Source organism: Dictyobacter formicarum (assembly GCF_016587435.1).
The window spans coordinates 121163-147440 of sequence record NZ_BNJJ01000013.1 but is presented as its reverse complement, the minus strand read 5'-3'; the positions used below and the strand labels follow the sequence as shown (position 1 = coordinate 147440).

At 51.1% G+C, this 26278-nt stretch carries 23 protein-coding genes; 16 read left to right on the top strand and 7 right to left on the bottom strand.

Annotated features, from left to right (window positions below):
- Window positions 1-52 precede the first annotated feature (52 nt).
- A complete protein-coding gene (locus JMI88_RS22540; protein ID WP_201364229.1) occupies window positions 53-799 on the top strand; it encodes a cytidylate kinase-like family protein in 747 nt (248 codons plus the stop codon).
- Window positions 800-912: 113 nt separating this feature from the next.
- On the opposite strand, the gene JMI88_RS22535 is transcribed toward JMI88_RS22540, so the two are convergent.
- Window positions 913-3237 (bottom strand): GH92 family glycosyl hydrolase, encoded by a 2325-nt coding sequence (locus JMI88_RS22535; protein WP_201364228.1) that lies wholly within the window; start codon window positions 3235-3237, stop codon window positions 913-915.
- A gap of 58 nt (window positions 3238-3295) precedes the next feature.
- Window positions 3296-3919, bottom strand: coding sequence for a DUF4291 domain-containing protein (locus JMI88_RS22530; RefSeq protein WP_236023009.1), 624 nt, complete (start codon window positions 3917-3919; stop codon window positions 3296-3298).
- Between the two features lie 246 nt (window positions 3920-4165).
- Here JMI88_RS22530 and JMI88_RS22525 point away from each other — a divergent pair, with 246 nt between their 5' ends.
- The 4 genes from JMI88_RS22525 to JMI88_RS22510 all read left to right on the top strand — a co-directional run bounded on the left by JMI88_RS22525 (window position 4166) and on the right by JMI88_RS22510 (window position 8379).
- The gene (locus tag JMI88_RS22525) at window positions 4166-4837 is read left to right on the top strand and encodes a hypothetical protein (RefSeq protein WP_236023008.1); all 672 of its coding nucleotides are present in this window, start codon (window positions 4166-4168) and stop codon (window positions 4835-4837) included.
- A gap of 635 nt (window positions 4838-5472) precedes the next feature.
- The gene (locus JMI88_RS22520; RefSeq protein WP_201364226.1) at window positions 5473-6036 is read left to right on the top strand and encodes a GNAT family N-acetyltransferase; all 564 of its coding nucleotides are present in this window, start codon (window positions 5473-5475) and stop codon (window positions 6034-6036) included.
- A gap of 6 nt (window positions 6037-6042) precedes the next feature.
- Window positions 6043-7164 carry a lipid II:glycine glycyltransferase FemX gene (locus JMI88_RS22515; protein WP_201364225.1) on the top strand — a complete coding sequence of 374 codons (1122 nt, stop codon included), beginning with the start codon at window positions 6043-6045 and terminating at the stop codon, window positions 7162-7164.
- 69 nt (window positions 7165-7233) lie between these two features.
- Window positions 7234-8379 carry a lipid II:glycine glycyltransferase FemX gene (locus JMI88_RS22510; RefSeq protein ID WP_201364224.1) on the top strand — a complete coding sequence of 382 codons (1146 nt, stop codon included), beginning with the start codon at window positions 7234-7236 and terminating at the stop codon, window positions 8377-8379.
- 126 nt (window positions 8380-8505) lie between these two features.
- Here the strand turns inward: JMI88_RS22510 and JMI88_RS22505 are convergent, their stop codons facing one another.
- From JMI88_RS22505 to JMI88_RS22485, 5 genes are all read right to left on the bottom strand, one after another.
- Window positions 8506-12510, bottom strand: coding sequence for a tetratricopeptide repeat protein (locus JMI88_RS22505; protein ID WP_201364223.1), 4005 nt, complete (start codon window positions 12508-12510; stop codon window positions 8506-8508).
- 221 nt (window positions 12511-12731) lie between these two features.
- Entirely contained in the window at window positions 12732-13226 is a 495-nt protein-coding gene (locus JMI88_RS22500; RefSeq protein ID WP_201364222.1) for a YajQ family cyclic di-GMP-binding protein, read from the bottom strand.
- A 199-nt stretch (window positions 13227-13425) separates the two neighbouring features.
- The gene (locus JMI88_RS22495) at window positions 13426-14799 is read right to left on the bottom strand and encodes a helicase-associated domain-containing protein (RefSeq protein WP_201364221.1); all 1374 of its coding nucleotides are present in this window, start codon (window positions 14797-14799) and stop codon (window positions 13426-13428) included.
- 6 nt (window positions 14800-14805) lie between these two features.
- On the bottom strand, window positions 14806-15690 hold the full coding sequence (locus JMI88_RS22490; RefSeq protein WP_201364220.1) for a 4-hydroxy-3-methylbut-2-enyl diphosphate reductase: 885 nt from the start codon (window positions 15688-15690) through the stop codon (window positions 14806-14808).
- A 196-nt stretch (window positions 15691-15886) separates the two neighbouring features.
- On the bottom strand, window positions 15887-16318 hold the full coding sequence (locus JMI88_RS22485) for a hypothetical protein (protein WP_201364219.1): 432 nt from the start codon (window positions 16316-16318) through the stop codon (window positions 15887-15889).
- Window positions 16319-16907: 589 nt separating this feature from the next.
- On the opposite strand from JMI88_RS22485, the gene JMI88_RS22480 reads away from it, so the two are divergent.
- From JMI88_RS22480 to JMI88_RS22435, 11 genes are all read left to right on the top strand, one after another.
- Entirely contained in the window at window positions 16908-17723 is an 816-nt protein-coding gene (locus tag JMI88_RS22480) for a class I SAM-dependent methyltransferase (protein ID WP_201364218.1), read from the top strand.
- Window positions 17724-17886: 163 nt separating this feature from the next.
- Window positions 17887-18063: an Rrf2 family transcriptional regulator gene (locus tag JMI88_RS40770; RefSeq protein WP_373323947.1), complete on the top strand. Its 177-nt coding sequence runs from the start codon at window positions 17887-17889 to the stop codon at window positions 18061-18063.
- Window positions 18063-18431, top strand: coding sequence for an RrF2 family transcriptional regulator (locus tag JMI88_RS22475; RefSeq protein WP_373323946.1), 369 nt, complete (start codon window positions 18063-18065; stop codon window positions 18429-18431). Before JMI88_RS40770 ends, JMI88_RS22475 begins: the two co-directional genes overlap by 1 nt.
- 21 nt (window positions 18432-18452) lie before the next feature.
- Window positions 18453-19277 (top strand): Fe-S cluster assembly ATPase SufC, encoded by an 825-nt coding sequence (sufC, locus tag JMI88_RS22470; protein WP_201364217.1) that lies wholly within the window; start codon window positions 18453-18455, stop codon window positions 19275-19277.
- Entirely contained in the window at window positions 19270-20724 is a 1455-nt protein-coding gene (sufD, locus tag JMI88_RS22465) for a Fe-S cluster assembly protein SufD (RefSeq protein WP_201364216.1), read from the top strand. The genes sufC and sufD overlap by 8 nt, the downstream gene beginning before the upstream one ends.
- A 178-nt stretch (window positions 20725-20902) precedes the next feature.
- Complete coding sequence (locus JMI88_RS22460; RefSeq protein WP_201364215.1) at window positions 20903-22183, top strand: cysteine desulfurase; 1281 nt, start codon at window positions 20903-20905, stop codon at window positions 22181-22183.
- 22 nt (window positions 22184-22205) lie between these two features.
- Window positions 22206-22604 carry an iron-sulfur cluster assembly scaffold protein gene (locus JMI88_RS22455; protein ID WP_201364214.1) on the top strand — a complete coding sequence of 133 codons (399 nt, stop codon included), beginning with the start codon at window positions 22206-22208 and terminating at the stop codon, window positions 22602-22604.
- A gap of 19 nt (window positions 22605-22623) precedes the next feature.
- Entirely contained in the window at window positions 22624-22950 is a 327-nt protein-coding gene (locus tag JMI88_RS22450) for a Rieske (2Fe-2S) protein (protein WP_201364213.1), read from the top strand.
- Window positions 22951-23132: 182 nt separating this feature from the next.
- The gene (locus JMI88_RS22445) at window positions 23133-23732 is read left to right on the top strand and encodes a metal-dependent hydrolase (protein WP_201364212.1); all 600 of its coding nucleotides are present in this window, start codon (window positions 23133-23135) and stop codon (window positions 23730-23732) included.
- Window positions 23733-23775: 43 nt separating this feature from the next.
- Window positions 23776-25551 carry a DUF2079 domain-containing protein gene (locus tag JMI88_RS22440; protein ID WP_201364211.1) on the top strand — a complete coding sequence of 592 codons (1776 nt, stop codon included), beginning with the start codon at window positions 23776-23778 and terminating at the stop codon, window positions 25549-25551.
- Window positions 25552-25632: 81 nt separating this feature from the next.
- Entirely contained in the window at window positions 25633-26130 is a 498-nt protein-coding gene (locus tag JMI88_RS22435) for a YggT family protein (RefSeq protein ID WP_201364210.1), read from the top strand.
- The last annotated feature ends 148 nt before the right edge of the window (window positions 26131-26278 follow it).

Genomic DNA, 26278 nt, shown 5'->3' with positions numbered 1-26278 from the left:
CAACTTCGAGTGACATGCATAATGTCCCGTGAATGATGGGAGGAATGTTCACATGGATAGTCAACAACCCTTGAGCGCACAGATGCGCGCCGTCACTATCTCGCGTGAGTATGGAAGCGGTGGTGGCGAAATTGCTCGCCGCGTGGCCACAAAATTACAATGGCGATTGATTGATCATGAATTTGTGGTTCGTATTGCTAATATGCTAGGCGTCAGTGAACGTGAAGTTGAACTACAGGATGAGTATTCGCAGGGTATCGTAGCGCGCATCCTATCCAGCATGCGCTCGGTCGATCCAGCTTTGCTGGTAGATGTGACCAATAACATGAATACGTCGGAAGAAGGATACCATCAAGCGCTGGTCAGTGTGGTCGAGGCAGTAGCTCGCGAAGGCCAGGTTGTTATCGTTGGCCGAGGATCCCAAAAAATTCTGGAACGCATGCGCGATGTGTTGCATGTGCGTATTGTTGCACCACTTGAGAAACGTATCACATATGTTGTGCAGCGTGAAAGTCTGAACCACAGTGCTGCTCGTGACCGCATCTTACAGAAGGATCGCCATCGCGAACGCTATTTACAGGCCCATTATCGCGCCAATAGTACTGATGCACATCTATACGACCTGGTCTTGAATACGGGTGTTATAGATCTGGACAGCGCGGTCGACCTTATCTGTCTGGCTCTGGAACGTAAAGCCGGTCGTCTTACCGTTCCTGAACATGAGCTGGGACCGGGCGCTGGCTCCGCTAAATATCCTGGTCGGCCGCTGGATTTTCGTCCACCAACCGACACACTCTAAATACACGGTATTCAACAGGGGAACAAAGCAGCCCCGGCAATCGTCAGGGCTAGTTACTTTTTAGATGTCCTGGTTAGCGAACCTGAAGTGGCTAACCAGGACAGGTTGTGTATTCAATTTTGCGTGGATGTAAAGATAGGAGGGGCGTCGGTGGCGTTGCTGCCCCAGTTTGTCGGCTGCTGGCTTAGCGTAAATGCAAGAGTGGCCCCGTTTTTGACATTATCCCATGGGAGCCAGAGATGGGTTGTCGGCTTGCCATTAAGTCTGAGGCTCTGCACATATGGGCTGTGGTCATTGGCGCCTGTGCTAGTAATGGTAAGTGTGTGCCCACTGGCAAGTTGAATGGTAGCGGATGGAAACAATGGACTGCCAATGACGAATCCACCAACGCCGGGAATCTCGGGATACAGACCAAGGGCCGAGAAGACGTACCAGGAAGAGGTAGCACCTCCATCGTCGTTGCCTGGCAGGCCACCGGGTTTGTTGCTGAAGAGCCGTAGCTGGATGCGGCGCACAACTTGTTGCGTATGGGATGGAGCCTGCGCAAAATCATATTCCCAGGGTACTTCGAGGCAGGGTTCATTGCCCATGAATGCTTCAGGCTTATCTGGACCTATGTTAAGGTTGGTGAAGAAGGCATCCAGACGCTTTACAGCTACTGTGTTCCCTCCCATACTTTTAAACAACCCGGGAAGATCAAATGGCTCCATCCAGGTATATTGAGCCGAATTACCTTCAACAAAACCATTCATATGGGCAGGATCAAAATCAGGCGCCCAGCTTCCATTTCGTGCGCGGGGCTGGATATAGCCACTGGTGGTATTGAAAAGTTTGCGCCATCTGGACGAGCTTTGTAACATGCGTTGATAAATATTCTGCTGCCCCAGGCTATGGGCAAACTGAGCAATCGCGAAGTCCGTGTTGGTATATTCTTGTGTGATGGCGGCCGACTCACTACGATCAGCAGGTACATAGCCGAGCGAATTATAATCCTGGAAGTCCTCGCGTATGTTAGCCTGTCCATTGACCATTGCTGCCAGGGCACCCTGAGTATCAAAACTGGTATCTCCAAAGGCAGCGGCCTCTGCAATAATGATAGATCCTCCATCTCCTCTCATCCCATGCGAGTCGGCATTCGTTTGCTCCCAGCGCGGAATATGCCCATCGCCTTGTTGAGCATCATCTACCAGCGATTGTGCGATATCGCTGGCTGCGCCAGGAGCAATTATCGCCAGCAAGCGGATCTGTGAACGGTACTCATCCCAGGCGGCAATGTTCTCGAAGTGTATGTGGCCACTGGACACCGTATGAACCTGACCATCAAAGCCCCGGTATTGCCCGTTGGCGTCGTTAAAGCGGTTGGGATGGATAAGTACGTGGTAGAGCGCGGTGTAAAACGTTGTCTTTTCGTCGTTGCTACTGCCTTGAATCGCGATCGCACCAAGTTGCTGCTTCCAGGCCTGGCTGGCAGCCGTTTGCATTGTATTAAAATCAAAACCAGCATGTTGAGCTGCCAGATTGTTGCGTGCGTTGGCAATGCTCACATAAGAAATACCCACACGTACATGTAAAGCCCGAACCTGGTTGGTGCCAAAGGTCACATACGCTCCCGAGCGCGCTCCCTGGCTGTTCGTGCTCTGCGCCTGGACTTTTTCACCATTCCAGGTTCCCCAATGCATGAAGTTATGATCAAATTGCGCCACAAAATAAAGGGTATAGTGCTCCGTCCCACAACCAACGGTACTGGTACTGGCACCACTGACTTCGTTGCTAGCTGGATCAATAGTAACGCTGGCTGCTGTATTACTGATAGCGCTGCCACCGGTGTTGATCAGCATGGTAGACGAGGAAGAGGCTGGATAGGTAAACCGTCCCATTCCGGTCAGAGCGGCTACCGTTAATTCCACCTGGATATTGTGTTTATCCAGGTGGACTTTGTAGTAGCCCGGCTGTGCCGCTTCGGAACTATGGGAGAAGGTAGAGCGATATAGAGCACCATTTGTAGCTGGCGAGGCCGTAACTGTTCCCACATAGGGCATGAACGGAACATCCTGATAAGCAATGCAGCCGCGACCACTAAAATGTGTCAGGCTGAAGCCTTTGATGGTGTGATCTGAATAGCTGTAGCCACCGGGAAGGTTTGAGGTTGTATCTGGGCTCCACTGCAACATACCCATTGGATAGGTAGCTCCTGGAAAAGTGTTGCCGCCATTACCGACCGTGCCAAAGTGGCTACCCCCGGGCGCAGTGCCAATAAACGGATTGACATATGCTATCGGATTCACTGTGCTTGCTGTGCTGGTGGTATGCACACGAGGGAGCGTGGGTGCTGGCTTAACTAGCCACTGGACCGCCCAGATCAATGATACAAGCAGGACAGCGATTAAAACTATGAAAAACGCTCGTTTGAAGACAAAAGGACGCATTTTCATTAACATGTTTTTTCTTTCAGAACCAACTGCAACGCCTGGCGTAGCGGTTAGGTAACAATTTGACTTAGAGGCGAATATGTGGCGCCTGAAAAGGATAGACCATCTCGCGTGGAGTGAACAATCGCGCATCCTTCTCTGTACGAGTAAACGGGCGTTGTTCCTCCACGAAAGCCGAAATGTCTTCGATCTCCAGAATCCAATCGCGTGCATAGCTCTGCAGCACAGAGCCACGTAAACCCAATTGTAGGGCGCGCCGCTCTAATTTGCGACCGGTTGGAGAATGATCGGGGTCCCACTGCAAGCGCACCTCGGAAGTTGCTACCGCCCGCTTCCACTCCTCCTGCGAAGGGAAGACGTCGGCCCAATAGCTAGAAGGCACAGCGGCAGCCAGTAAGCTATCAAAGGCCGAACGCCGCAAACGGATCGCCAGCGTCACCTCCTGATTTTCTTTTTGCCCCCAACCGTTTCTGTACATCATCCATAAAAAGTTGGGCTTGATCCAGGACATACGCTCAAATGAAAAATGGCGGCCCCCAAAATGGCCATTGCAGGCCGCAAAATGGCCAATGGAGCGGTTGTAGGCCTGGTAAACAACAATCGACTCCTCATCGTATTGGGCCAGAATATGGTGTCCCGTTTGAGGCCACTGTGCCTGTTGTTCTAGATAAGATGAAGTTAACAATTTCATATTAGATAATGACTCCATCGCTAATAATGTCATATAAATATGTGCGCATAACGATCAGACAAGGAATGAATGTCATTATATATCACGTAGCTAATAGAGATCCAGACATCTATTGTTACTATTTCGATGATTGCACGTCTAAATTAATGTATGTATATATATAAATATTGTGTTTATGACTGTGAAAGCTGATGTATGCATAATAATCCTAATGATTCTCAGAACAATTTTTATGGACAAAATACTATGTCCGGTCAACCCATTCAGCCACCCCCTTATCCTGGTCAGTTTAATGCCCCCACGGCTCAAGCTCCAAAGAAAGGTGCCTGGAATTGGTATAAGAGACAAAAGAAAGTCACAAAGTGGGGAATTGGTTGTGGCGCCCTTGTATTCCTTATGTTATGCTCCTGTGTTAGTCTGGCTGCTGTTGCGAGTCCAGCAAATACTTCTACCACAAAAGTGACCCAGAATAGTGTGGTTACGACTACTGCAACTCATGCGGTGGTGAAGCCCACGCCAACGGTACAGCCAACGGCAACCCCGACGCCAAAGCCGACTCCTACACCGAGCCCGACTCCGACGCCAACTCCGACGCCCACACCTGTACCGACGCAGGCGCCCCAGCCGACGCAACCGCCAGTACCTCAGCCGACGCAGCCGCCAGCACCTCAGCCGACACAACCGCCGGTAGTGACTGGTGTCAATGGTAATCCATGGGGGTACGATTTCAACCCGGGAAATTACATATACAATCCACCAGCTAATTTTTGTGCCTACTTTGCCTGTGTGGGAGACTTCTGGTCAAAGACCAGGGGCTATGTAGAGGAGTGTCAGGACGACACCTTTTCACATTCTGGTGGGATAAGAGGTTCATGCTCGTACCATGGTGGCAATCTCAGACCATTGTATGCTCACTGAGATTATCCAACCCTGAGCGATCAATAGCTGTGCGAATAAACTTGTGACCACGTGATAGACAAAGATCACGTGGTCACAAGTTTATTCGCACAAATAGCAATGTTATTATGTATGAAAAATAAGAATCAAGCGTATGAGCAACAATAAAAGCGATTGCGTAGGTTCGAGGCTTGCCCTCGATTGTCGCCCTCCGCAGAGCGGCGACCCGGTATCCACGTTGTTCGGCTCCTCATGGTATGGCACCTCGGCCCACGCAGTGCCCAAAAGGAACCTTCGCTTTTGGGCACCGTGTCACGCCACGAGCGGCCGAACGACGAACGAGCATGCCGGATGATCATAACACAAGGCCGCCAATCGGGCGCAAGGCCCGAACCTATGGGCGGGCGGCAAATCGAGGGCAAGCCTCGAACCTATGGGGATCGCCGTTATTGTGCTTTTGCGTGTTGGGACGACGTGCATAGGGGGTCGTATCTACGTTTTTCGTGTTTTGTGGGAAGTTATGTGAACTTGATTAGATATACAAATGACCTACGAATCAGGCGATAAAATTGCCTCGCCCTACCCCCTATGCTATACTTCCCATGGAATCCTACGGGGAAAACTAAGACGAACTCGGAAGAAGGGAAACGTAGAATATGACCCAGGATACTTCAAATTTGCAGAATCCCTTTATTGTTGGGGAGCGCCTGTATTTACGGCCACTGGAGCCAACTCAAGATAATCATCTCTACTCAACGTGGATGAATGATGAAGAGATCCGTCGCTATTTTTCGGTCTATCCTACCAGCGATGCACGCGGTAGAGAAAGATTAGACAATCTCTATAAAGACACGCGACACATTTTATTTGGCGTGGCACTGAAAGAGGACAATCGTCTGGTAGGCCTGGTAGGGCTCAAAGATATCAATGTCTTGAATCAGAGCGCTGAGTTCTATGTCATTATCGGGGACCGCAATTTGCATGGCAAAGGTTTCGGGACAGAAGCAACCAGATTGATGCTGCGCTATGGATTTTTAGAATTAAACCTCAATCGTATTCAGACTCAAGATATGGAAGAGAATATCGGTGGCTGGCGTGCCGATGAGAAGGCTGGCTTCAAATATGAGGGAACCTTGCGTGAGATGATTCTGCGCTTCGGTAAATACCACAATGTTCGCGTCTATAGCCTCTTGAGAAGTGAGTACTTAGAAACGTTGTAGTCTCACATGAGTATCACAATCCAGGAAATCCACGATCGCGAGCAATGGAATACATTTGTACTGAGCCAGCCCCATGGGCATTTTTTGCAGTCCTATGAATGGGGTGAGCTCAGCCGTGAACTTGGGGAACAGATCTACCGCCTGGGTGTCCTGGAAGATGGACGCCTGATTGGTACCATGCTCCTGACGGTATCCGCGGTTCCATTGCCATTACCTAAATTACGCCCAACCTGGCTATACTGCGCACGCGGGCCTGTGTTGGAGCATCTGGATGTTTCTATTCTGGCCTTACTTGTAAAACACGTTGCTACGATTGCGCAGCATGAGCATGCAGTTGTCTTACGTGTTGAACCCAATATCGCTGATGATGATCCCAATCTTGATACCTGGCTGGCGGTTTATCATAAAGCAGGTTTCTTGAGCAATCCCAATTCTGTGCATGGGCGGCGCTCGTGGGTACTGGATATTCGGCCTCCCGCAGAGAAGCTTTATTCCAGGTTTATACCGGCCTGGCAGAGCTATATCCGCTCTGCGGAGCAGCAGGGTGTGGTGGTGCGAACCGCCTGCCTGACGCGGGACTTCGACACCTACTATGAACTGATCAAAGCTTCCAGTGAGCGTAGCGATGTTTTTGTGCATGCAAAAGACTATCACTGGCAAACTATGCAAACCTTTGCCACCTCTAATGATGCTACCATTTTGCTGGCAGAACAGAATGGGCGGCTGCTGGCCGCAAAAATGATCTTGCGTTTTGGTCATTGGTGCTGGGATATGTTTACCGGAGAACTGGAGACGGAAAGCGCCCGCTTAGCGGCTTACCTGCTCCAATATCACGCCTTACAATGGGCGCAAAAGCGTGGTTGTCACTTCTTTGATTTTCGCTCGATTCCCGATGTACTGGTGCCGGGCGAGGATTTATGGGAGGTTTACGAATATAAGCGTGGCTTTGGTGGTTACTCCCGTTTAACCATGCCAACCCAGGATTATGTTTACCAGCCACTTATCTATAAGCCATGGCGGAAACTGGTTGAGCTAGGCCGACAGCAGCGCCACAAAGAGCGACAGCATGCCGAACCAGAGCAGCAATTTTTATCCGGTATACCAGAAGTATTGTCAGATGCCGATTAAGCAGCGTAGAAGCAACAAATAAACTATCTGTAAATAACGTTATTACTACCGGTGATTGGAAGAGGACGTATGGAAGCTCGGATTATTGAAGATCGTCAACAATGGAATGATTTTGTCATGTCATCCGTTTGTTGCAATGTGACACAGACCTATGAGTGGGCGGAGTTCGGCTCATACCTGGGAGCGGAAGAGACATTGCGTATCGGAGTACTGGACGACGCCGGGCAATTATGTGCGGCGATCTTGCTGATCGTATCGCGGATTCCGGTCCTCAAGCAGACCTATTTTTATGCACCGCGCGGACCGGTGATCGAAGATCCCGCCTCCCCGGCCATGACGATCCTTCTCAATTACATCAAAGTAGAAGCGCGTAAGCGGCATGCCTTTATGTTAAAGATTGAACCAGCTGTAGAAGCAGACAACTTTAAGTGGTTAACCGCCTTGAAGCGGCGTGGTTTCCGCATCAATCCATCTCATGTGCATATTCGAAACGAGTGGGTGCTGGACATTCGACCTGATGAAAAGACCTTGCTGGCCGGTATGAAAGAGAAGTGGCGCTATAATATCCGCCTGGCCGGCCGCAAGGGTATTACTATCCGCCGTGGCCATAGCCAGGCCGATATCGATACTTTTTACCATATCTATGAAACCACCAGCGAGCGTGATAAATTCTTCATCAACGATAAGTCGCTCTACACCGATATATTGCGTGTGCTGGGAGAGCAGGATCGAGCAGCCCTGTTCCTGGCTGAATACGAAGGACAGCCTGTTTCAGGGATCATTCTATTGATAGCGGGTCCCTGGGCCTACTACATGTATGGCGCCTCTTCTAATGAACATCGGGAAAAGATGCCCAATCACCTGTTGCAATGGACCGGCATCCAATGGGCGAAGGAGCACGGCTGTCAGTATTACAATTTCCGTGGCATCCCTGAAATTTTGGAAGAGGGCCAGGAAATGTGGGGCGTCTACCTTTTCAAACGCGGCTTTGGCGGTCATCAAATGCTCTCTCTGGCAACACATGACCTGGTTTATCAACCCTTCGTTTATCAGGCTTACCGCATTATGCTCGACGTCAAACGCAGGTTGGATGCGCGCCGCGAACTACGCCAGGCCAGCCATGCGAGCCATCCCGCCCAGCAGAAACAGGCGCCATCTTCTCCCACCCAGGAAACTGAGCAGGCTCAGACGCCGGTTCAAAAAAAGGAGGTTTGAAAACTCTGCTCTTCGTGCCTGCGGCCCCTGACTGTTCACGCCTACGGCGCTCAAAAAATGTTATTCAGCGGTGCAAAACGTGAGCTCAGCGCACGTTTTGCACCGCTGAATAAATAGGACATTATTCTAGCGTGTACGCAGTTCTTGCAGGGTAGCCAGTCGCTCGCGAGCTATCGAGCTACTAGGATTAACCTTAGCCAGGTTGCGATAAACGCGACTGGCCTGCTCATATTCTCCGACCGACTGGTAGGTCTGACCAAGCATATCATAGGCATCATAATTTGAGCGATCAATGGTGATCAGCTGCTGCAAGGCGGCGACCGCTTCTTTCACCTGCTGAGTCTCAAAGTAGTGACGAGCGATCATGCCCTGATATTTAGCGGCATCCTGATTACGGCCCAGTTGGAGGCAGAAACCAACGACTTCGCGCAGCAGATCCATTGATTCTGGATTGAGCTCAGCGGCTCGGAACAAGCTGGTCAGAGCCTCTTCAATGTCACCCATTTCCGCATACATGTTGCCAATGCGCTGAACTGCCTCGCCTGCCTGATCCAGCCTGCCCTGGCGCAGATAGATGTCCGCTAATAAGCGTAGCTCCGCCATACCCTCATCCAACAAACCGCGGCTGACATAGATATCAGCGAGCTCAACATGAGATCGTGTATCCTGAGGGGCCAGGCGCACCATTTCCTTCAAGACATTAATTGCATTGTCGGTCTGGCGGTTATTGCGGTAGTGTTGAACCAGGTCCATATATTCTTGCAGAGCACTATTGAGATCTCCCTGGTGAACAGCGATCTCAGACATGCTTGAGGCCACCTCGTCCTGTGCCGGCTTGACCCGTTGCAACTGACGCAAGATAGCCTGCATTTGCTCCTGCTGACCTGTACGTCCATAAGCTTTAGCTAGCTGAGTGGAGATCTCCACCTCAGGTGCGCGATGCTCCTCCCCTTCCTCACGAGGGCGAGCTGCCCAGGTAGCCGGATCCAGCGACTGCGGAGACAGGCGTACAGTTTGTAGGGCCTGCTCCAGTTGCTGGATGGCGGCCTCGGGTTTGCCCTGTGACAGCAATGCCTGCGCCGCGCTGGCGCGAGCAAAGATCTCGATATGGCTATCGCGGATCGCCTGATTGTATTCCTCTACCGCGCGATCATAGTAACCGCACTGCTGATAAATCTGGCCCAGCGCAAAATGTACATCGGCATTATTTGGATAGACCTCAGCACTCTGGGTATATTCGCGCACTACGGCCTGGGCATGCTTTTGACCCTCGCCGCGTAACTGCCAGCGAATGCGCGACAACAGCTCCAGGGTCGTCGCGCGTGGAGTTCCCAGCGTGGTGATCATCGCGATATGCCAGCGCACTAGAGCGGTAATATTGCGTGGATCGATCTGCAGCACACGCTGATATTCAGCCACCGCCTGCTGTGTGCGTCCCAGTTTCTGCAGGGCCAGCGCATAGTTCAAGCGTGTTGGCACGCTGGTCGGACTTTCTTGCAGCGCCTGCTCCAGCTCAGTCATCGCCCGATCCATGTATCCCAGGCGTAGATATGACTCGGCGGCCAGCGTACGCTCGCGCAATAGATCCTCTTTGTTGCCCTGGCTGGACAGCATGTTGATCAGGCGCGTGCGATAGGTAATATTGTTGGGCTCAAGCTGCAGGATACGGCGATATGTGGCGATCGCATCGTCGATGCGTCCATTGACTATGTATGTATCAACCAGGATGGCATACTTGGTAATCGCCTGCTCAATTTTGCCCTGGCGCACATAGATCTCACACAGCACCTGGTGTACATCCAGATATTGTGGCGCGATATCGATGACGCGCAGGCACTCTTCCGTCGCCGGGGTCAGCAAGCCATGATTAATATATTTCTGGATATCCTGCATTGAGTGCATAACCTGCATGCGGACATTCTCAGGCAGTGCGGCGGTGCTATTGAGCACGGCGTCCGCTACCTGGCCCATACCCCGTGCTCCAGCCATTTGATTGAGCAAATCTTCAAAGCCGGGTTTGGGTTCCTGCGCCGGTCGAGCCGGTGTGCCAGGTACCATTAGCTGTGGATCTTCAAAGACCGAAGCGGCCGGCGGTGATGGCATAGCAGGTACCGGCGGGTATGCTTGCGGTGCCGGTGTGGGCGAAACCTGTGGAGGCATAACCGGTGTCGGCGTGGCCAATGGCTGTGAGGCCACTGGTGGTAGCACTGGATCGGATGGAGCAGCCAGAGGTTGAGATGGCGTTGGCGCTACCTGCGCCGCCGGCTGTTGAGGAACCGGCGTTGGCGCCGCTAGCGGCTGCGACTGCTGCACCTGTGGTCCAGTTTGGGCCGGAGCCTGTGGTGCCAGCGGATCAAGATCCTGCGATAGCGCACGCGTTGAATTTGGCTTCGCCTCATCCGTCAGCCACGATGGGGCCGATTCCGTTGCAGGAGCAGGCGGTTGAGGAGCGCTCTGCGCCGTCGGAGTATTCGCTGGTGAAGAGGCAGACTGCTGCGGTGCCGGTTTGGGCGCATTCTGTGTCTTTTCTGAATCGTTAAGAATGCCTGTCAACCAATCGGGCAAATCGCCAGTCGGGCTGCTCTGATTACCTGCGGGCGTTGTATTGGCAGCGTTCGCAATAGTATTAGCGTTAATCTCCATCGTCGGGGCTTCCGCCACCTGAGACGGAGGAAACGAAGCCTGATCAGGAGGAGGCGCCTGCGTAACGCTAGCAGGAGGAGGTGTCGATGTACGCGTAGGAGCGGGAGCATTCTGCGCCTGCTGGAGCATATACTCAACCTGAGCTACCTTATCGTTCCAACCACGGCTCCGCAAGAAACCGAGCAATGCATTATAAACAGTGAGCGTCTGCTCCTGTTCTCCCAAAAGCCGATGTGCCTCTGCAGCTTCCTGACAGAGCTGGACCAGCTGATCCGACTCTTCAGCCGTCAATGCATCTAAGTTTACCCGGTCGACTGCCTCATCAAAATGGATAGTGGCGGTACGCAGATCGCCACGGGCCCTATAGCACTGACCCAGTGCATAGTAGCAGGAAAGTGCATAATCGGGATCATTAAGAAGGAGCTGGAACTGCTGAATCGCTTCATCCCAACGTTGCTGCTCCTGATAAAGCCAACCTAAAAAGTATCGAGCATCTGGACGGTCAAAGCCACTCTCCAGGATTTGTTCACAGAGGTCTATAGCATCATTGAAACGGCCCTGGTTTTGAAATGTTTGCGCCTGCTGCAATGCCCCTGTGACCTGGTTGGCAGTAATTCTATTGCGAGGTGCTGAGTTCATCCCGTTTCCATTGGCCATTGCCGCTGATCCAGGATTGTTTACCCCACCAAAGTTACCCGCGCTACCCATGTTACCCATGATGCCAGTATTCCCTCCGCTTGTATTTTCCGATGTTACTGAACCGGTGAATGATTGATCTGTGACCGATGATGGATACTGTGCAGCTGGACTGTTATTCACAGGCTGACCAGTACCGGTCTCTGGTCGAATTGACGAAAATGCTGTTCCTGCCTCTCCATGAGAAGCCAATGAGCCAGTCCCCCCTGCCAGTATCTGGGAAAGTAATTGTTGTGCCCGGGGATTGCCCCTATCTGCACGTAAAATCTCTTCACAATGCACACGCGCCGGACCCGGTTCATTTTTGAGAAGATAGCCTTGAGCCGCTGCCAGGCGCTCTTGTACCATCTGGGAGATATCTTTCTTCTCAAAATAATAGCTTGCAAGTCGCTCGTGTGGTTCGGGATTGCCGGGGGACAACTGAACCGCCTTCTGCCAGGCTGCCTCCGCACGTGCGCCTTGACCGGCCTGCGAATATAGATCAGCCAGGTGCAGATATGCCTGATAGGCATCATCGCGCCTATTCAAAATGACGTACAGTTCGGCGGTCTTACTCAAAGCAATCACATTGCTGGGGTCGCGCTGTAAAATATATTCATATTCGCGGAGCGCTAGCTGCCATTGCTTCATTTGCATATGGCAAAACCCTAAACCACTACGTGCTGTAGCATCTTCTGGGAACTCGGCGAGTGCTTTCTGGTATTCATGCATTGCCTCCGCCCAGTGACTATCCCAACGTTGACGGTCGGCTGCGTTAATCGATGCACTAAAGACTTGTCTGTTCCCAGGCATGAAAGGTTCACTTTCTCGAATGAGCGCACAAAGCAGCGACGCTCCTGCGTTTATGCGAATATTGCGCCACCACGGATCGTGCTAACTGCTCTAGTCAAAACTAGGGTACAACAATTCAAAGGCATGGACACTTGTTTTGGTACTAAAGTACCTGTACATTCCTGTGTCGTATTGTACAGGAATACCTATTTATCATTCCCCATGTGCCCATGCCTGAAGTGTTACCCGCGATAGTTAATAAAATCCAGTGGAATGGGGTAATCCTTCTGTTTGAGCAGAGCAATGACCGCCTGTAAATCATCGCGGCTCTTTGCCATTACCCGGACCGCGTCTCCCTGAATCTGGGTGCGTACTTTGGGGTAGGCATCCCGAATGATTTTACTCAGCTCTTTTGCCTGTTCCTGCGTAATTCCCTGCTGCAACTCTATTACCTGGCGCACACGGCCGCCGGCCGCATTCTCTTCTTTGCCAGGTTTAAAGATCTTTAACGACAACTTGCGGCGTATAGCCTTGGATTCCAGGATATCGCGTACACCTTTAAGCGAGAGTTCGCTATCAGTTGTGATAGTAATAGAATCTTTCGCCTGTATAATATCAGTTTTCGTGTCCTTCAGATCATATCGTGTCTGCACGTCACGTCGAGTCTGATCGATGGTATTGACCAACTCTTGTTCATCAAATTGCGATACTATATCGAATGAACAGTCACCTGCCATGAAAATCCTCTCTTTATCTTGTAGATTGGTACAATATGGCTAGCAGAGGAATACGCTACATCTTTAGCTATCTTACCGAGTCTATACCTTCTCTGGCATTGTAGCGCATTTTGCCTCCCGTTTCCACTTTATCCCCCAAGTGGCACACAGCCAACGGACAGTCAAAAGGGATATACGTAAGTATAGTACATGAATCAGCCTAATAGTAGTCGCTGTCCCTGTACCGTCTGGAATTAGATGGGCCGAGAAAATCCAGGGAGATATTTTCTTTATCCATGAGTTGCTGGAGGCTTTGATAGTTGACGTTGCCGCTGTCATTGAACGGAATAGCCAGCAAGGTTGGCGCAAGCTGGCGCACATTCATCTTGACTAGAGTGGGATGCTGGGCGAGGCGCGTCGCCGTCTCTTCATCTGACAACTCCAGTAGTGCTATCTGCGAGATTGTAGCATGTTTATGCTGGCGGACCCAGTCCTGTAGACTATAGACCACATTTTGCGGTAATTCTTTCTGGCTCAGCTTCTGCAATATCGTCAATATCTTTTCAATGCTCAGGCCGTGCTGGAGGGCGCGCAAGATGGAGCCCTGGGTCAGTAGCAGGGTGCTGGCCATCTGGACCTGCTTCACCTGCGTAAAGGGCAGAATACTATAGAGGGAAGGGAGGTCCAGTTGGAGCAGTAAGATCTCGTAGTTGGGCTGAACAATCAACGATTTCTGGCGTGGTTGCGCTTTTGCTTTGGTCTTCTTGTCTGACTTTGTGTCTATCACCTGTGCGATGGCTTGCCCACCCAATTCAGTGAGGCGGAAGGCGCAAGACGAAAGGTGAAGTTTATAACCGTCCTCTAGCGGATCATTTCCTACGTCGACAATATTCATCTCAATCAAGGAAGAATACAGCATATTAATGAATGTTGGTGCGGCCTCCAATGCCCACTCGACATAGAGATCCCTTTGGCTATCTTTTTTGGCAGTCCCATTATACCTGTTGAAGAAAGATCCCTTCCACTTTTGCTGCTTAGCCAGCTCGGGATGTGCCTCCCAGATCTCTTGTACCAGGGTTTCCACTGAATACCAGGAGCCCACAGGATAGGCACACAATTGTTTGAGCAGCAAGGGACGTAACTGCTGGCTAAAAGTGTATGAATCGTAGAAGTAATCTCTCTCTCCGGAAGAGGCTCTGGGCACATCAACCCAATTATAGCTCCCTTGCCACCCTTCCAGCATCTGGCAGGTCTGTTCCAATATATTGTTGTTCGCCCATTGTTCGAACCTGGGTCCAGGGGCTAAACGAAATTTAGCACTATCAAGAGGAGGTTGTATTTGAGTGAGGATTCTCGCACCCAGGAGATAGTGAATCATCATGTTGATATAGATATCGTTCTCGTCCCAATCAATGCGCTCCTGTCCCTTGAGCAGGGGGCGTAGCTTTTTTACGATGCGCTTGGGGACATTGCCTTCCCTGGTCAGCTCAATGGTCATTTGATAGACCGCGTTGATGAGTGTCGCCATATCATACACAAACGCGGTCTCACCTGAGGTAATGACCCGGGGTTCAGTTGCGAGTTTTTCTTGCATGTGCTCCTATGCTTCTACTGGATATTGCTCCAGATAACGGATCACCTCGCGGGTGAGCTGGCTGGGCGTTGAGGCTCCGGCAGTCACGGCGACGCGTTTTTTACCTTTGAGCCAGGCTGGATCTAGCTGGGATAGATCCTCAATGCGCACAGCAGGCACACCGGCTAGCTCTTCCGATACTTGAACCAGGCGATTGGTGTTGTTACTGCGTGGATCACCGACCACGACCGTTAAATCAGCGCCTCGGGCCTGGGCTGCTACAGCTTCCTGGCGTGTCTGGGTGGCGGCACAGATATCGATATGGACCTCAGCGTGGGGATAGCGCTCCTTAATATGCTCAATGACACGGCGTGTATCCCATTGCGAAAGGGTAGTCTGTGTGGAAACGGCGATCTTCTGTTTTTGCTCAGGTGTCAGCTGCAAAGCGTCGACATCGGCCTCAACCTCAACCAGGCTAACATGTCCGGGAATCTCCCCCATCACACCTTCTGGTTCGGGATGGCCTTTTTTGCCAACGTAGAGAATATAATATCCCTGGGCTACCAGATCTTTCACCAGATCATGTGTTTTTGTCACATCGGGACAGGTAGCATCGATGCAGGTCAGGCCGCGTGCCTGGGCGCGCCGTTTGACTTCGGGCGAGACCCCATGGGCGGTAAAGATGACCGTGCCAGACTCCACCTGTTCCAGAATCTCTGAGCGATTAGGACCATCCAGGGTTGTGACTCCCACCCCTGTTAGCTCATCAATGGCGTGGCGATTGTGAATAATTTGACCGATAATGTAGATAGGGCGTGGCAATGTTTCATCTTTGGCGGCCTTGCGCGCGATCGTAAGCGCATCAACGACACCATAACAATAGCCACGGGGTGAGATTTTTATAACTTCCATTCGTTTTCTTCCAAATAGCTGCTGGCTGATTACGTGGCCCTCTCACAAATAGGAGGGTGGTTTCAATTTTCTATTATACACTGATGTGGTGGGCTAATGAAATTGGATAGCATGGCTGTCACAGTCATACTCAAATGACTGCATTCTATATTTGATTACGTTTGAAGATGATCTGTGACGCGTGGGACCCATTGGGTCAGGAGGCCTTCATTGCGGTTTTGCACAGGATGCGACGTAGATCTTCCGGTGTGTACAAGCAGACAGCTGGGAGTAGGCCGGCCAGTTCTTCAACCGAAGTCGTAGGAGCGAGATCAAAAACCAGCAGAGGCGTACGCCTGCCCTCGCAGCCCCTGGCAATCGTGGCTGCCGTCAGGTAAGGAACTCCCGTGTACTGTTCTTCAAACCTGGTAATCGCAGGCAGATAGATTAATAGCTGGACATAAGGGAGAATGTAGGGGACGCGGTCCGGCGTATCCTCTTGATAAATATATTTCATTCTCTCTTGCCGTAGTAATTTCAGGTACGGGTAGCGCTGCTCGTCAGGACCTATTAACAATGCTGAACGACCTTGCAGTCCACCAAGGCAAGCGTCTGCGATGGACAGCACCTCTGGTGCTATGTCTTGCATTGATACTTCTCCTCTGTCATCGTAGCTACTAACTATTGTCTGCTCTAAAAGCAAACGTAAATGCCGCCAGGTTGCGGCTTATTACGTTTCCATGCCTCAACTGTTGCAATGTGTCTGATTTCAGGAGACCTGATCCTTGTCCAGGCAGCTGTGCTCATACAATTGAATGGCCTGCTATATTATCCTATACATACTATAGCAAAATCAGTCTAGTTGCCATCAGGTACATGCTGTATTTTCCTGTACGGTGTCGCACATGCCAGAGCTAGGATGTTTTGTGTTTTTTGTTGAGGTGCGCTCAAAAAATGCGGAGCTTGCAGGGCGTGCGGATGGTGGCTTGCGCTGTTGTAATGCATATGCTAATCTCTACATTGGTACCCTCAGGTGTCTCCTCTTTTTTTTACTGTATTGCAAATTGTGCGCAATGAACGGCGGCCTTCTGATGAAATCGCAATGATGTCCGGGTGTGCTTCATCCTGCCAGTGTAAATTCACCGGAGTAGATGTTGCCACTCAGGAAATCATGATACTTGTTGATATATCCAGGAGATTATTTGTTGCGCAAGTCATGACGACAAGGACTAACAACCATGCCCTATGCGATGGGTGAATACTACGAGCAGGTCAATGATTATGACCTGGAATATCAGAGCCAGTCAGAGCAGGATCTACCTTTCTGGCGCGAACTTGTTATGCGTTATACTCCAAGCCAGGTGCTTGAACTGGCCTGTGGGAGTGGACGTATCGGCCTTGAGCTCTTGCACAGCCCTGGCAGTTTTGTGCTCGAAGGCCTGGATCTTGAACAAGGTATGCTGGATGCTTATCAGCGCAAATTAGCGCGTGAACCTGAAGAAATCCAGCAGCGAGTCATTCTTCATCATGGCGATATGTGTGATTATGACCTGGAACATAAAGGCCAATTTGATCTCATTTTTCTGCCTTTTAACTCGATCTGCCACCTCTATGAAATCGAACAGCAACTGGCTGCTTTCCGTACCACCTACGAGCACCTGGCTCCCGGTGGACATTTTGTAGTGGATACTTTTCTACCCGATATCGATTATCTAAGTGATGCCTTAAACCGTCCTTCGACCGTCTATCTGGAAGATGAGATTGAGTCGCCCGATGGTGATTTCACCATGCTTTTATATACTACCCGCAAATATGATCCCCATGAGCAGTTGCAGCATATCACCTGGACGCACGAGAAATTCTTTGAGACCGGTGAGAACGAGCGCTACCTCTCCAAGCTAGATATGCACCTCTTCTTCCCGCGCGAGTTGCAGATGTTGTTTATCTCAACCGGCTTTAGCGTCGAGGCTATCTATGGCGATTATCTCTGGAAGCCTTTCGGCAAAGGACCTCGCCAGATTGTTGTTGGTCGTAAACCAAAAAATCCATCGTAGGTTCGGGGGGCGCGCCCGTCCAAAAGCAGCATTGCCGCCTGCCTTTGGCGGCATGCGTGCTGATAGTTGACGCTCTCCCTCTGCAGATGCTAGAATATATCCTAGTGAACAGGTCGGATTAATTGATTATGTGAACAGGCGATACGCTAAGAAGGGAGAGACCATGATGTTGCGTGTATCTACTAAAGGCGAGTATGGTGTACGGCTCATGGTTGATCTTGCCCGTCACTATGGTGGTCGTCCTCGCTCTCTTACCGATATTTCTCAGGCCGAAACATTACCCCTGGCTTATTTAGAGCAATTGGTAAAATTGCTGCGAGAAGCTGACCCCCACTGGTAATGAGTACTCGTGGTGCTCATGGCGGCTATAAATTGAGTCGCCATCCGTCGGAGATTACGATGGGTGAAGTGGTACGTGTTTTAGAAGGCCCGATTGCTCCCATGATTTGTGCGACAGAGGGAGAAATGACCCAGATTTGTAATTTTCTAGAGGCCTGTAAAACGAAATATCTGTGGACAAAAGTACGTGATGCGGTAGCTCAAACGCTAGATTCAATGACCTTAGCAGAGCTGGCGGCCGTCTCTTCCAATGAGCATAGCGCTGCCGCACAATTCATTGCACTCTCAGACGTTCACGTGGGCCTGGGTTCACAGCAACTCTGTCTACCTGCTAAGGACGGCGAAACTGAAGTTCGTCCCTTACCATAAAAGGAAGGTGTTTTTGGGTATATGGCATCTGAACTTATAATTAAAAACTTACATGCCAATATTGAAGGTAAACCAATTTTGCGTGGCGTTGACCTTACTGTACGACAGGGCGAGATCCACGCATTGATGGGACCTAATGGTTCTGGTAAAAGTACATTATCGAACGTCATTATGGGCAACCCCAAATATGAAGTGACCGATGGTGAGATCTGGTTTAAAGGTGAGAATATCCTGGAATATTCGCCCGATCGTCGCGCACGCATGCGCCTCTTCCTGGCTTTCCAGTATCCGATGTCTATTCCTGGTGTGAGCGTGGCTAACTTCTTGCGCCGCTCCCTGGAAGCTGTACGTGAGGGCAATAAGCCGCTTGAAGAGGGCGAGAATCCTACGGGTAAGATGGGCAAGCGCCGCACAGTACCCCCTGGTGAGTTCCGCAAATTGCTGCAGGAGAAAATGAAGCTGCTGCGCGTCGATAATAGTTTTATTAACCGCTCTATCAATGATGGTTTCTCCGGTGGTGAGAAGAAGCGCGCTGAAATTTTGCAGATGGCGCTGTTAGAGCCAGAAATTGCTCTGATGGACGAGACCGACTCTGGTCTGGATATCGATGCTTTGCGCATCGTTTCTGAGAGCGTCAATGCTCTGACCGGTCCTGATCTGGGCATTCTGCTCATCACGCACTACCAGCGTATGTTGAACTATATTAAGCCTGACTTTGTCCATGTTATGTTCAATGGCCGCATCGTCAAATCCGGTGGTAGGGAATTGGCCCTCGAATTAGAGGAAAAAGGCTATGAATGGCTGCGACCTGCTGAAGAAGTGAGTGAGGAGACTGTAGATGCTTAACACGTTGGCTCCAGGGTTTTCCCGTGCTGCGGTAGAAGAGTTATCGCGTTACAAGGGGGAGCCAGAGTGGATGCTACAGTTGCGTCTGCAGGCATGGGAAACCTACGAAAATACTGCTGCTCCCCTTGGTCGCCGTGGCGACCTGGGTACCCTCAAGGCGATGGCTGCTTTTCATTTCGAACAACTGAAACCTTTTACCGCTGTTGAGAAAGATGCAGCCCTGCCTGAGGCTGTGCTGCAATCGTTGCAGGCCTCGCTGGTTAATGAGCGTTCTGGTTTGATTGTACAGCTCGACTCAACGGTAGTGCATACCGAGTTGAGCGAAGAGCTCAAGCAGCAAGGTGTCATCCTGACCGATCTGGATACTGCTGTGCGTGAGCACGCCGACCTGGTGCGCGAGTATTTCATGACTCGCTGTGTCCCCGTTGGTACCAGCAAGTATACAGCCTTGCACGCAGCCTTCTGGACTGGCGGCTTCTTCCTCTATGTGCCAAAGGGCGTTGAGATTGAATCTCCAATGCTGGCGCAGTTGTGGCTTAACCAGCCCCTCTCCGCTGCATTCTCCCATTCGCTGATTATCGCGGATGAGCAGAGTAGCGTGCGCTTCGTGCAGGAGTATAACTCCACGGTCGATGGTGAGGATCCTTCCTTGCTGAGTGACGTGGTGGAAATCTTCGCCAAACGTGAGGGTCGGGTAGAGTTTAGCAACCTGCAAGATCTGGGACAGAACATCTGGAATATCACCAATAAAAATGCTGTCTTTGAGAACGATGCCAGTGTCACATTCGTGCTGGCCGACCTGGGCGCTAAAGTCAATCTGGCCACGATTGGCGCTGGTCTGCAGGGCAACGGTAGCGCTGGCGAACTCGTGGGTGTCTTCTTTACCGACCATGAGCAGCGCTATGTGATCAACACGCTGTCCGACCATGTGGGCCTCTCGACCAATGCCGAGACCCTGGTCAAAGGCGTTTTGACCGATAGCTCGCGTGTCGAGTTCGACGGCATGATTCGGGTGCGTCCAAAAGCGCAGCAGACCGCATCGTTCCTGTCGGCCCATGGACTGCTGTTGAGCAAAAAAGCTCGTGGTGAGTTCATTCCGGGTCTGGAGATCGCCGCCAATGAGGTAAGTGCCAGCCATGGTGCTACCAGCGGTCAGATCGATGAAGAGCAGCTCTTCTACCTGATGGTTCGTGGTATTTCCCGACCTGAGGCGGAGCGCATCATCGTACAGGGTTTCTTTGAACCAGTGCTACAACGTATACCCGTAGAAAACCTGCGTATCCGTCTGCGTCGTAGTATTATCAGCCGCATGAGTGGTGCCTATGAGACAGAGGCCGATACCTGGGTTGATGCTCAAGAGCGCTGGGAGATCGAAGGCGTTGACGAGGGCGCTATCAGTCTGGATGGCAACCCCGAAGACGACGAGATTAAACTTGCCGAATACTAAGGGTCGTATGAACATGTTGTTTGAGGGCGACCACAAGCTGGCTGTGAGTAATCACACAGGGTAGTAAGTTATTGTTGGGCGATCGCTTGCGATCGCCCGCCCCTGGTGGTTGTTTATCTTCCCACCCTTTCTTGTCTCTCGCCCTCTTCTTGAGAGAAACAGTAAGGGTTGTTGTCCTATGGTTACATTCGATAAGGTTATACCTATCACCTCTGACGAGACATCTTTTTCCGGCCGCAGCATAAACGATGTGCGGCAGGATTTCCCTATCCTTGCGCGTAAAGTGCATGGCAAGCCCTTTGTCTATCTGGATAGCACCGCCAGTTCTCAGAAGCCGCAGGCCGTTATTGAGGCTATGAGCAACTATTATCAGAACTATCATGCCAATGTGCATCGCGGCGTCTATGAGGTCAGTGAAGAGGCGACGGCGGCGATGGAAAAGGCGCGCGTCAAAGTTGCACGCTTTATCAATGCACGCCAGAGCAAGCAGATTATTTTCACACGCAACACCACCGAGAGTATCAACCTGGTGGCCTATAGCTGGGGCAGCGCTAATATTGGGCGCGACGACTTGATTATTTTGACCGGGATGGAGCACCATAGCAACCTGGTCCCCTGGCAATTGCTGGCGCAGCGGACTGGTGCCCGGCTCGAATTTGTGCCTGTAAGCGATGATGGTCTGCTGCAACTGGATATTTATGCGGAACTCTTAAAGCAGCAGCCCAAACTGGTGGCCTGTACCCAGATGTCGAATGTGCTGGGCACGATCAATCCAGTACAGGAGATGATCGCCCAGGCCCACGCCGCAGGCGCGCTGGTATTGCTTGATGGTGCCCAGAGCGTGCCCCATCTGCCAGTTGATGTCCAGGCACTGGATGTAGATTTTCTCTGTTTTAGCGCGCATAAAATGCTGGGACCAACCGGTATTGGTGTGCTCTATGGGAAAAAGGCTCTGCTGGAAGCTATGCCGCCTTTCATGGGCGGTGGTGATATGATCCGCACCGTACAGTTGCGCGAGTTCACCGCAAATGATCTGCCCTGGAAATTTGAAGCTGGCACTCCCGCCATTGCCGAAGCAGTTGGCTTTGGAGCCGCCATCGATTACCTGAAGGCGCTGGACATGCAAGCGGTGCGCCAGCACGAGCGCGAGATTACCGCCTATGCGCTGGAAAAACTGCAAGAGGTGCCCGACATAAAGATCTATGGACCTTCTGCCGATCAGCGTGGTGGTGTCGTTTCCTTTACGCTGGCCGATATCCACCCCCATGACCTGGCATCCATCCTGGACCAGGAGGTTGGTGTGGCTATCCGCGCTGGTCACCATTGCGCGCAGCCGTTAATGGAGCGCTATGACCTGGCCGCTACTGCGCGTGCCAGTTTCTATATCTATACAGTCAAGGAAGAGATCGATATATTGGTGAAAGGTCTACTAAAAGCTCAAGAAATCTTCCATTTTTAAAATTAGAAAGGGGCGGGCGCTTATGTCAATGGATTATCGCGAATACATTCTGGATCACTATCGAGATCCACGCAACTATGGAAAACTAGAGCATCCCGACGTACATTGCGAAGATTCTAATCCTCTCTGTGGTGATCAGCTAGGGATAGATCTACAATTTGAGGGTGATCGCGTGACCGCCGTACGGTTTCAGGGTCGCGGCTGCGCCATCAGCCAGGCGTCGGCATCAATGTTATCCGAGATGATCGAGGACAAGAGCGTCGAAGAAGTAATCGCGCTGGGTAAAGACGACGTGCTGGAGGCGCTGGGTATTCCCATCAGCCCGGCCCGCACCAAGTGCGCCTTCTTATCGTTGCGCGTACTCCATCGTGCCCTGGCGATCGCTGGCCTGGAACATCCCAAAGAAGACGAAGACGAGTAAGCTCTGGAAGAAAACATCCATGCTTGAAGAGTTTTACAAGGTCGCTGACGTCAGCGACCTACGTGAAGGAAAACTATATCCAGTCGAAGTAGAAGGCGAGCCAGTTTGCCTGGTCAAGCTGGAAGGTACCATCTATGCTTTTACCGATAACTGCACCCATATCAGTGGACCCCTTAATCAGGGAGACTTTGACGGCTGTGTCGTCACCTGCCCCTGGCATGGTGCGCGCTTCGATGTGCGCAGCGGTGAAGTCCTGCGTGGCCCGGCGCGGCAAGACCTCTATACCTATCCAGTAAAAGTGGAGGGCGAAACCATCTTCATAGGCCTGCCACCTGAAGAAGAATAAAGCAATATTCCATCAAAAAGAAGCGTGAAATGCATATATGCATTTCACGCTTCTTTTTGATGGAATATATATGAGTCATCCCGGGACCACACCATCCTTCTCAGCCGCTATTGACAGTTACAGAAGAGCACCATACAATTTCTGTGACAATATCTATTTTCTCGCCATTGAAAGGATGCTAAATGCAAGGTCGCTCTCATCTCTTAGTTGGCCTCGCCGCGGGCGTTGTCATAGATAGCTTATTTCATTTGAGCGGTCCACCGCTCACGGGGGCACATGATGTTTCCCTGAACCTGCTGATAGATAAAGGGGTTTATTACTTTGCTGTTGGATTAGGGGCACTATTGCCGGATATTGACAATGCGCGTAGTACTCTGGGCCAAAAGCTGGGTGTGATCAGCAAAGGTATCCAGAAGCTGGCGGGACATCGAACATTTTTTCATAGCTTAATGGGGCTGGCTTTTGGGTCATTGCTTGCTATCGGTCTGGAGCGAGTGGTAAGCTACCTGCTGGAACTCCGAGGATATCAGTTTCCCGCTCAATTTGTTTCCAGTTCGCATGTCTTCTTCTTTGGCGTCCTGTTTGGCTGCATTTTCCATATCGCAGCAGATGCGTTGACGCTAGGAGGCGTCCCATTGCTCTGGCCCCTCAAACAGCGTTTTGGTTTTCCCCCTGACTCTCATTGGCGCTTCCGCACTGGCAGCTGGCCTGAGTTTGTGATTGTCTGGGTCATTATGATTTTAGTCGCAATAGGGGTTTATAATTCGGTTATAGCGATTTGATGCTATTATATGTACGCATATTGCATGTGTATTCGGGAAGAACATGATAAAACGTGTAAGCTTTGGTTCATACTTTTCACTACTGGCACAAAAACGTATTGCCTGGTTGCTACTGTTGCTGATGGTGGTTGCCTATATGATCATATTGGGCGATCAATCCGTTTTGCGCTACGCTGTCTTTAAGGCTACGGCTTTCGACCTGGGAAATATGGACCAGGCAACCTGGAATACGCTGCATGGCCATTTCGTCGAATTTACCAATCATTCGGATAACTGGTATGGAGCGCCGATTCGCCTGGCCCAGCATGTAGAGCCAATCTTTTTGTTGTTGGCCGGCCTGTATGCCTTTGGCGCTGACCCTCGTATTCTGTTGATTTTTCAGACCGTGATGCTGGCAGCCGGAGCGTTGCCGGTCTTTGTATTGACGCGCAAGTCGTTGCCAACGCTGCCGCTACTGGCGCCTGTGATGGTGCTTGGCTATCTGCTGGCGCCCGCCGTTCTGGGCGAAAATCTTTTTGATTTCCATCCCGTGACCCTGGTTACCCCACTCTTGCTCTACGCTGTACTGGCGCTGACCTATCGCAAGCATGTCTGGTTTGTAATTCTGTGTATTCTGGTGGCCGCCTGTAAAGAAGAGATGGGTTCAGTGGTGGCCCTGCTGGCACTGGTAGCGATCTGGAAGTATCGTATACCTCGCCTGGGGGCGGTAGTCTTTGTTGGTGGCATCATCTGGACGCTGCTGGCATTCCTGGTGATCAAGCCACACTTCAATGTGGGAGCGCAGCAGGACAACTACTGGTATCGCTATGAGGCACTAGGACCCTCCCCAGTGGCGGCCATCTTCAATATCTTGAGCCATCCCTGGATTGTCTTTGGGGTCTTGATTACGCTGGACCGCATTTACTATCTGGCTAGCTTGTTGCGTAGCACTGGTTTTATCGCCCTGCTGGCGCCTGAATGGTTGCTTCCAACTCTTCCTTCGCTGGCTATCAACCTGCTGACCTCTGAATCGTTCCAGCACAATGGGGTCTATCACTATCATGCGGCCATTATTCCATTTGTGATTGTTGCAGCTATCCACGGGGCGCGGCGCCTCTACTTTTACTGGTATGGTTTGCGCGAAGAGACAACCGAGCAGCAGCTCTATCGTGAAGACGTGGTGCTGGGCCGCAAGACCTATGGCATTGGAAAACCCCTGCCAGGCACAGCCGCTTTGCGGCCCTGGCTGCGGAAAAACGCCATTCGCATCTGGTCCTGGTTGATCATAGGCTGGCGCTGGCTGGTTGCCCATCTCCACCTCTCCTCGCTACTGCGCGGCTGGCAACAATGCAGACAACTCATGCACCTGCGCATGAAGGACCTGGCCTCCTATATACCCGCATCCTGGTTACAGGGAGCGCTCTCCGTCTGGTTTGTCTGTATGATCGTATTAAATATTGTAGTGGTCTGGCCGCTTTTAAATAGTTTTCTGGCCGACCATAATCCGGGGCCGCGTGAACAACACATCCAGCAACTATTGGATATGATTCCGCCCGATGCGGTCGTATCGGCGGGAGGCAATATCAATCCGCACCTGACGGAGAGGCGCTATGTAACAGTGTTTCCCGAGCTAACCGTGGCCACCTTTACGCGTGGTCAGGACAAGCTGGTGGATTACGTGATTGTAGACCTGGATAATGCATCTCCTGAGAATAAAAGCTATTCAGATAATTTCCTGGATGTATTAAATCAGATACAGCGCACAGGAGAATTCAAGCCCATTGCACAGGCGGACGGAGTTATACTGCTGGTAAGAGAGAAAAATATAGCGCAGCGGTAAAAAAGAGTGCTATAATTTGTGTGGTATATGCTGTTCTTACGTGTTTGCGCGAACTTGACTAACAGATGGGAGGATTGCAGGATGCCTAATAATCCGTATCCCGATGAACCTACTCGTGCCCAACCGACTGATGTGCTACCTCAGCGCGAGCGTATGGCGGACCTGCCGCCCAGGGCCGTACCACCGCCTATGCCTGCAGTGCCTCCGCGCGAGACGGATGCAGAGGTCGAGAACGCAGAGACACGCCAGGAAGAGGCTCGAACGGTTCGTTATGCGATTGGTAAATTGAACGATTTTCTTCAGTGGTTTCTGGTTGTACTTGAGGTAACGCTGATCATACGTTTTTTCCTGAAACTGATTGGTGCGTTACAGGCAAATTTATTCGTGGGATTTTTGTACTCGTTGACAGACATTGTTCTGTTCCCTTTTTCTAATATCGTCAATTCATTAAAGGTACAGGGTGGCCAGGAATTTGAATGGTCGACATTGATTGCGATGCTCATTTACTGGCTGATCTTCTGGGCTGTGCGGCGTTTCCTGAGCATTCTGATCTCCAGCCCCGAAGAACCAACAAACTAGCGGCACTTATTCGTTTTTTATAAGCGGCAAATACTGCCTGGAGCGTGGCATGCCGGTGCTGCGAGTTCCGGGCATTCTATTTATATTCATATTTATAGATCTTTCGCGTCGCGCTGTTTCCCCCTTTTTCCTATATATACAAGAGTAT